General features: G+C 67.4%; 9 protein-coding genes. 2 read left to right on the forward strand and 7 right to left on the reverse strand.

Annotated features, from left to right (window positions below):
• Positions 1 to 7 precede the first annotated feature (7 nt).
• Both GW587_RS29990 and GW587_RS29995 read right to left on the reverse strand, forming a co-directional pair.
• Positions 8 to 829, reverse strand: coding sequence for an HDOD domain-containing protein (locus GW587_RS29990; RefSeq protein ID WP_166108571.1), 822 nt, complete (start codon positions 827 to 829; stop codon positions 8 to 10).
• Positions 826 to 2,352 carry an EAL domain-containing protein gene (locus GW587_RS29995; protein WP_166108572.1) on the reverse strand — a complete coding sequence of 509 codons (1,527 nt, stop codon included), beginning with the start codon at positions 2,350 to 2,352 and terminating at the stop codon, positions 826 to 828. The genes GW587_RS29990 and GW587_RS29995 overlap by 4 nt, the downstream gene beginning before the upstream one ends.
• Positions 2,353 to 2,492: 140 nt before the next feature.
• On the opposite strand from GW587_RS29995, the gene GW587_RS30000 reads away from it, so the two are divergent.
• Together GW587_RS30000 and GW587_RS30005 are read left to right on the forward strand one after the other, a co-directional pair.
• Positions 2,493 to 3,044 (forward strand): glycine zipper domain-containing protein, encoded by a 552-nt coding sequence (locus GW587_RS30000; RefSeq protein WP_166108573.1) that lies wholly within the window; start codon positions 2,493 to 2,495, stop codon positions 3,042 to 3,044.
• Between the two features lie 148 nt (positions 3,045 to 3,192).
• Positions 3,193 to 3,555, forward strand: coding sequence for a hypothetical protein (locus GW587_RS30005; protein WP_166108574.1), 363 nt, complete (start codon positions 3,193 to 3,195; stop codon positions 3,553 to 3,555).
• Between the two features lie 6 nt (positions 3,556 to 3,561).
• Here the strand turns inward: GW587_RS30005 and GW587_RS30010 are convergent, their stop codons facing one another.
• The 5 genes from GW587_RS30010 to GW587_RS30030 all read right to left on the reverse strand — a co-directional run.
• Positions 3,562 to 3,936: a TraR/DksA family transcriptional regulator gene (locus GW587_RS30010; RefSeq protein WP_166108575.1), complete on the reverse strand. Its 375-nt coding sequence runs from the start codon at positions 3,934 to 3,936 to the stop codon at positions 3,562 to 3,564.
• A gap of 67 nt (positions 3,937 to 4,003) precedes the next feature.
• Entirely contained in the window at positions 4,004 to 4,441 is a 438-nt protein-coding gene (locus GW587_RS30015; protein ID WP_166108576.1) for a hypothetical protein, read from the reverse strand.
• 12 nt (positions 4,442 to 4,453) lie between these two features.
• Complete coding sequence (locus tag GW587_RS30020) at positions 4,454 to 5,224, reverse strand: hypothetical protein (protein ID WP_166108577.1); 771 nt, start codon at positions 5,222 to 5,224, stop codon at positions 4,454 to 4,456.
• Positions 5,225 to 5,292: 68 nt separating this feature from the next.
• Positions 5,293 to 6,075 (reverse strand): 2-oxo-tetronate isomerase, encoded by a 783-nt coding sequence (gene otnI / locus GW587_RS30025; protein ID WP_166108578.1) that lies wholly within the window; start codon positions 6,073 to 6,075, stop codon positions 5,293 to 5,295.
• 146 nt (positions 6,076 to 6,221) lie between these two features.
• Positions 6,222 to 6,332: transposase (locus tag GW587_RS30030; protein WP_166108579.1), on the reverse strand; the 111-nt coding region annotated here is incomplete at its 5' end.

The following is a 6,332-nucleotide window of genomic DNA, read 5'->3' on the forward strand; positions in this document are numbered from 1 at the left end:
GTTCTCCTTAGCCGACCAGGATCTGGCACATCTCGTTGAACACCAGATCGCAGTTTGCGGTGATTTCAATGCGTTCATCGTCGTCGACGGCCAGCACGCTCCAGGCTTGCTCGCGCGCCTCGTCGCTGTCGTCGCCGGCCTCGGCCGGCACGGCCAGCAGGTTGGCCAGGTACACCGACTGCGCCAGGCCGGTGGCGGCGGGGCGGCGGTGCTGGCCGATGGCGTCCTGGATCGCCGGCGGGAACTTCCAGTGGGCGGCCAGCGCGCTGCCGGCCTGGGTGTCGTCGACGCCGAACACTTGCAACTGCGCTTCGGCGGTGCTGCCGCCGTGCTCGCGCCGCCAGTTTTGCACCTCGGCGTACTCGTCCGGGAAGCGGGTCGCCAGCACCAGCTTGCCGACGTTGTGCAGCAGGCCGGCGGTGAAGGCGGTGTCCGGACTCTGGCGCAGCCGGCGCGCCAGCGCGCGCGCCCACACGGCGGTGGCGATCGAATGGCGCCAGAAGGCGTTGAAGTCCAGCTGCATGCCCGGCACCGCCGGCACGCCGCCGATCACGCCGCAGGCCGTCACCAGGGTGCGCACGCTGTGAAAGCCCAGCACCGACATCGCCTGCTGGATGTTGGTCACCTTCGACTGCATGCCATAGAACGAGGAATTGGCCAGCCGCAGCGTCTTGGCGGTCAGCGCCTGGTCCAGCGAAATCTTGCGCGCCAGCTGCTGCAGGTCGATGTCGTCGTCCTCCATGCTCGACAGCAGTTCGGCCACCACCGCCGGCAGCGAGGGCAGGTCGCGGATGCGGCGCACGATCTCGTCGATGGCGACATGGCTCATGCGTCCTCCTCGCAGCGGCTCAGCGTGATCAGACTGCCGCGCGCGGCGGAGCGTTCGCCCATCGGATACACGGTCACCGCGTAGCGCAGGCCGTCGATGCTGGCCTGGTGGCCGAGCGGCGGCAGCGTGATGCCGGCGGCCGGGAACAGCTCCGGCAGCGCGCTGCCGGCGTCGTTGCCCAGCAAGGCGCCGCTGCGCCGCAGCACCCGGCCGGCGGCGGCGTTGATGAAGGCGATCATGCCGTCCTCGTCCATGCCGATCACCGGCAGCGGTAGGTGTTGCAGGATCTCGCGCGCGATGTTGAGGCTGATCTCATCGCGATGGATCTGGCGCTGCATGTGATGCAGCAGCTGCTCCATGCGGCGGTTGGCGCTGGCCAGCTCGTGGTTGGCGGTGCGCACCTCCATGTTCAGGCGCTCGTTGTCGTCGGCGATTTCCTTCAGGCGGAACGCCTCGGCCAGATGGTGGCGCAGCTGCTCGTCGTTCCACGGCTTGGTGAGGAATTTGAAGATCGCGCCTTCGTTGACGGCGTCGGTCACCGATTGCAGCTCGGTGTAGCCGGACAGCATGATGCGGATCGTGTCGGGGCGCAGGTTGCGCGCCTGGCGCAGGAAGTCGGCGCCGTCCATGCCGGGCATGCGCTGGTCGGAGACGATCACGTCGAAGGAATGCTGGGCCAGCAGTTCCAGTCCTTCCTCGCCGCTGGCGGCGGTGCGGATCTCGTAGCCGTCCGGCCGCAGCAGGCGCTTCAGCGCCGACAGGATGTTGGCTTCGTCGTCGACCAGCAGCAGGCTGCGGTGCCTGGTCTGGGTGCGCAGCAGGTGCGGCGCCAGCCGGCGGTCGGCGCGCAGCAGCTCGCCGACCTCGGCCGGCGGCAGCGGCGGCGCGTAGAAGTCGCCCTGGATCAGGTCGCACAGGTGCTCGCGCAGGAAGGCGCACTGCGCTTCGGTGTCCACGCCCTCGGCCACCACCCGGATGCCCATGTTGTGCGCCATCGCGATGATGGCCTTGGTCAGCGCGCCGGCGCTGTGGTTGACCACGGCTTCGCGCACGAAGCGGGCGTCGATCTTGATGAAGTCGAAGGGGAAGCGGCGCAGGTTGGCCAGCGAGGCCGGGCCCGTGCCGAACTGGTCCAGCACCAGGCAGGTGCCGATGCGCTTGAAGAAATCCAGCGCGGCGTCGCTGGCGGCGGCGTCCTTCAGCAGCGTGGCCTCGGTCAGTTCCAGCGTCAGCGCGCGCGGGTCGAGGCCGTGTTGTTCCAGCAGCGCCGCCACCGCCGGGCCGAAAGCGGGATCGTGCAATTGTTGCGCGCCCACGTTGATCGCGACCTGGACCTCGGCGCCGGCCAGGACGCCGCCATCCCACAGCCGGCGGTCGAGGCAGGTGCGGCGCAACAGCTGCTCGCCGGCGGCGCCGTGCGGCTGCCGCACGACGGCCTCCAGGCTGGCCACCGCGCCATTGCGCAGGTCCACCAGGGGCTGGTAGAGCAGCAGTTCCGCAACGGCGTCGTCAACCGGGTCCATCAGGAGTTCCTATCGTTATGGAAGCTTGCTGACCGTAAATACTATCGGTTGATTATACGGCCAAGTGTGCAGGTGCGCACGGAACAGGCGGTCGGCGCCGGGCAAACTGTTGATAACGCCACAAGGCACAGGAGAACACAATGACGACAATTATTGCGGGCCATTTCCAGTTGCAGGACGAAATCGCCGATGCGCGCCTGGCGCTGCTCGGCGCCGGCTTCGCGGCCGAGCGCATCAGTTCCTTTTATGTCAATCCGCCGGGCCAGCACGACCTGCATGAGCTGGGCGGCGACCATGACAAATCCCCCGGCGCCAAGGAGAGCGACGAAGGCGTGGTGCAGGGCGGGGCCGCCGGCGCCGTGGCCGGCGCGGTGGTCGGCAGCGCGGCGATCGCGGTGGCCGGGCCGCTCGGTCCGGTGGTGGGGGCGCTGGTCGGCGCCCACGTCGGTTCGCTCTACAGCCTGAACAAGATGAAGGACCGGGGCGAAGCCGACGAGGATGGCAGCAATGTGCACCAGCCGCGCAAGTCCGGCATGATGATCGCCGTCGCGGTGAACGGACCCGAGCAGGAACAGCAGGCGCTGGCGCTGTTGCGGGGCCTGGACGCGCACGATATCGAACGCGCCGACGGCAGCATCAGCGGCGGCGACTGGCGCGACTTCAACCCCAACTCGCTGCCGGTCCCGGCCTGACGTCTCCCCTGGTACTCCCCCATTTGGCCGGACGCTGTTGCTTATCCGAGACTATCCCTGCGCCAGCGGCAATATTCGGTATGATTGGTTGCTACAATTAAAAACCAGGCACCCGTCGCACCAACGCCGCTTTCCAGGGGGATGCGCAATGACACAGGCATGGGTAGTGCTCACCCGTCCGGACGGACGCGATGTCAGCGCGCCGTCCGAGGCGCAGATGGCGGCCGCGCTGGCCGACGTCTACAGCGGCAAGGTCGCCGGTCCCGACGGCGGCCCGGGCAGCGCGGTGTTGCGTTTCGGTTATGACGACGGCTTGATGTACGAGCTGGAAGTCTCGGGCGACGGCGCGGCGCGGTTCGCCGAGTGGTCGGACCGCGATTGCGAAATCGCGCTGGCCCATCCTCGCCTGATGAGCGCGCTGAAGCAGGCGGACGCGCTGCAATTGTGGCGCCTGATGGCGCAGCGCCAGGTGGCCAAGATCCGCAGCCAGCCCTGGCTCAACAACGACTGAAGCGCGCTAGCGGCGCTTTTGTTCCGCCCGCGTCTGGCAGACGATGCACAGGCGCGCTTCCGGCCGCGCGTTCAGGCGCGAGTAGCCGATGTCTCCACCACAATTTTCACACAATCCATAACTGCCGTCGGCGAACTTGGCCAGCGCGTGGCGCACCAGGCCCAGCTGGTGCGCGCTGTGCTCGGCGGTCTCGTGCACCAGCTCGTTGAGCGTGCGCTGGCTGGCGTTGTCGGCCGGCGACGCTTCGGCCTCGTGCGGCGGCGGCGCGCGCACGTCGGCGTCGCGGTCCAGGTCGTCCGCGAGTTGGCTCAGCAGTGCGGCGCGCGCGCCTTCCAGCCGAGTCTGCAAGGCTTGCCATTGGATGTCATCCAGTCCGTTCATGCCGCATGCTCCTTACGGCATTGGACCGGCGCGGCCGGTGTTTGTTCGTCGCCGCGTCGATTCAGTGCTACAGCGTTTCGATATGATGCTTGAGGTTTTCCAGCGGTTTGACGATCTGTTCCGGCTTGCCGCCGGCGATCGCCGCACCCACCGACAGCAGCTCGGCGGCCAACGTGACCAGGTCCTTGATGCGGTCGATCTTGTCGATTTTTTCCCGCGCGCGCGCGGTCAGGTCCAGCAGCCGTTGCTGCTGGCCGCCGAGGCCGGCGGCGGCCAGCGCGGCGGCTTCCAAGTATAGCCCGTTGGCGCGCTGGCGCAGCGCCACTTCGTTCTCGAACAGCGCCTGCGCCACGCCCTGCGAAATACCCGGTTCCGGCGCGCCCGGCGGCGCCCCCGGCGGCGGCCGGCGGATGGCGCGCATCAGGCGCGCGTGCAAGGCGTCGGCGCAGGCGGACAGGTTGTCGGCCAGCGCCTCGATATCGTTTTCGTGTAGCGGCTTCGCCATGGCGGCTCCTGCTTACTTGGATTGCGGGATCTGGGCGGCGAGGGCGCGATGGCTGCGCTCGATGGCGTCCAGGTTCTTGCGCGCCAGCGTATAGCGCAGGCCGAACAGGCGGTACTCGGCGGTCTTGCTCTGCTGTTGCGACTTGGCCAGTGCCAGCAGCAGCCGGTTGCGCTCGGCGTCGACGAACGGGATCTCCGTCTCCAGCATGCCGAGCACGATGCGCTGTTCGTTGTCGTTGCTCTTGTCGTACAGCCGCAGCAGCGTGCGCATCGCGTCCAGCACCTCCTGCACCGGCTGCGCGCCGTCGCGCATCAGGTCGTCGACGGCGTTTTCCTGCATCGGCCGGGTGAAGGCGCGCGACACCAGCCGCGCCAGGCCGGCGTAGGCGTTGACGTGGCGGTCGAGCAAGCCGGTGTCGGGCCAGGCCTTGATGCCGGTGCCGATCTCCTTGATCTGATCGTTGAGGTCGTATTGCTGGTCGCCGGCCAGCGTGCCCAGCACCTGCATATAGGCCTGCACCCCGGCTTGCAGCTTGAGGAAGTCGCGGCAGGCGTCCTGGCGCTCGGCGTCGAGCACTTTTTCGCGCTGGTCGGCGGCGGCCGACAGGAATGGTTGCTCGCGCGGATAGGTGCTGCAATAGCGCTCGGTCAACTCGTTATACGCGTTCAGTTTGGGAGACTGGGCGGCGAACTCGCGCACCTCGGCCATGCGCGGCGTGCTGCCGGCGCAGCCGGCGAGCAGGGCGGCCAGGAACAGGATCAACAAGAGACGAGGCAGTTTCATTGGGCGCTCCGCAGTGTGTCGGGCTATTGTTGCCGGTGGTGAATGTTGCCGTGTTGCGAATACGCAGACTACGCCGACGTCAGTTGCTCGCGCCAGCCGAGGCCGGCGTTGGTGTCGCCGGCCGGCACGTACTCGCAGCCGAGCCAGCCGTCGTAGCCGATGGCGTCGATGAAGGCGAACAGGTGGCGGTAGTTGATCTCGCCGGTGCCCGGCTCGTGGCGGCCCGGCGTGTCGGCGATCTGCATGTGCTTGATCTTGTGCAGGTTGGCGCGGATCGTGTTGCTGAGTTCGCCCTCCATGCGCTGCATGTGATAGATGTCGTACTGCAGGAACAGGTTGGGGCGCGCCAATTCGTCGATGATGTCCAGCGCCTGCTTGCTGTGGTTGAGGAAATAGCCGGGGATATCGTAGTGGTTGATCGGCTCGATCAGCAGGTCGATGCCGGCCGGTTGCAGCAGGTCGGCGGCATGGCGCAGGTTGTCGAGGTAGGTGTCGCGGGCGCGCGCCGGGTCCAGGCCGCCGGGCGTCTTGCCGGCCATGCAGTGCAGTTGCGTGACGCCCAGCTCGGCCGCGTATTCCAGCGCGAGCGGCACGCCGGCGCGGAACTCTTCGATGCGGCGCGGATCGCAGGCCATGCCGCGGTCGCCGCCGTTCCAGTCGCCGCAGGGCAGGTTGAACAATACCAGCTTGAGCTGGTGGCGGCGCAGGCGTTCGGCGATCTGCTCGGCCTCGTGGGCGTAGGGAAACAGGAACTCGACCGCCTCGAAGCCGGCGGCGTGGGCCAGGGCGAAGCGGTCCAGGAACGGCGCTTCGTTGTACATCATCGACAGGTTGGCGGCGAACTTGGGCATGCTGGCTCCGTGGGGGAATTGTGTGGCGGAGCTGCTATCGTAATCCAAATGCCAACCTTGTGCGTGCTTTCACCCCGCACAGCGCCAAGCCTGGGGTCGGACCCCGGACGGGGTCCGACCCCGCTGTGCCGGGTTAAAAAAAAGGTTCATCGCGGATTACCGGGAAACGCGGCTTTGATCTTCATGAAGAAGAAATCAGAGTCGCGATAGCCGTAGGCCATGCGTTTCATGACCTTGATCCGGTTGTTGATGCCTTC

This window comes from Duganella aceris (genome assembly GCF_011090165.1).
Classification (GTDB): domain Bacteria; phylum Pseudomonadota; class Gammaproteobacteria; order Burkholderiales; family Burkholderiaceae_D; genus Rugamonas; species Rugamonas aceris.

Excerpts from the sequence above, each read along its gene's own strand:
- GW587_RS29990 (WP_166108571.1), bottom strand. The coding sequence starts at position 829 with ATGAGCCATGTCGCCATCGACGAGATCGTGCGCCGCATCCGCGACCTG.
- GW587_RS29995 (WP_166108572.1), bottom strand. The coding sequence starts at position 2,352 with ATGGACCCGGTTGACGACGCCGTTGCGGAACTGCTGCTCTACCAGCCC.
- GW587_RS30000 (WP_166108573.1), top strand. The coding sequence starts at position 2,493 with ATGACGACAATTATTGCGGGCCATTTCCAGTTGCAGGACGAAATCGCC.
- GW587_RS30005 (WP_166108574.1), top strand. The coding sequence starts at position 3,193 with ATGACACAGGCATGGGTAGTGCTCACCCGTCCGGACGGACGCGATGTC.
- GW587_RS30010 (WP_166108575.1), bottom strand. The coding sequence starts at position 3,936 with ATGAACGGACTGGATGACATCCAATGGCAAGCCTTGCAGACTCGGCTG.
- GW587_RS30015 (WP_166108576.1), bottom strand. The coding sequence starts at position 4,441 with ATGGCGAAGCCGCTACACGAAAACGATATCGAGGCGCTGGCCGACAAC.
- GW587_RS30020 (WP_166108577.1), bottom strand. The coding sequence starts at position 5,224 with ATGAAACTGCCTCGTCTCTTGTTGATCCTGTTCCTGGCCGCCCTGCTC.
- otnI (WP_166108578.1), bottom strand. The coding sequence starts at position 6,075 with ATGCCCAAGTTCGCCGCCAACCTGTCGATGATGTACAACGAAGCGCCG.